Annotated in this window: 1 protein-coding gene; it reads left to right on the top strand. The window is 31.8% G+C overall.

What is annotated here, in order from left to right:
- Positions 1–88: 88 nt before the first annotated feature.
- Positions 89–241 (top strand): hypothetical protein, encoded by a 153-nt coding sequence (locus M3627_RS20675; protein WP_251557299.1) that lies wholly within the window; start codon positions 89–91, stop codon positions 239–241.
- Position 242 lies beyond the last annotated feature (1 nt).

Raw genomic sequence — 242 nt, 5'->3', positions numbered from 1 at the left:
AAGGTGCGGCTGGATCACCTCCTTTCTAAGGATATATTCGGAATACAGATCTTTATCTGTATCTTAACGTTTTGCAGTTCAGTTTTGAATGTTCATTCTATATGAGCATTTAAAGCTTTTTAACTTGTTCTTTGAAAACTGGATAAAACGACATCAAAAAAAGAAACAAACGCAAGATATTCAAATTGTGATCACTTACGTGATTGCAAGTGTAGTACTTTTAACTTTTAGGTTAAGTTAAT

It is taken from the genome of Psychrobacillus sp. MER TA 171 (assembly GCF_023713305.1).
Lineage (GTDB): Bacteria > Bacillota > Bacilli > Bacillales_A > Planococcaceae > Psychrobacillus.
Note: the sequence above shows the minus strand (reverse complement) of the source record. Positions and strands in the feature narration are given on the sequence as shown.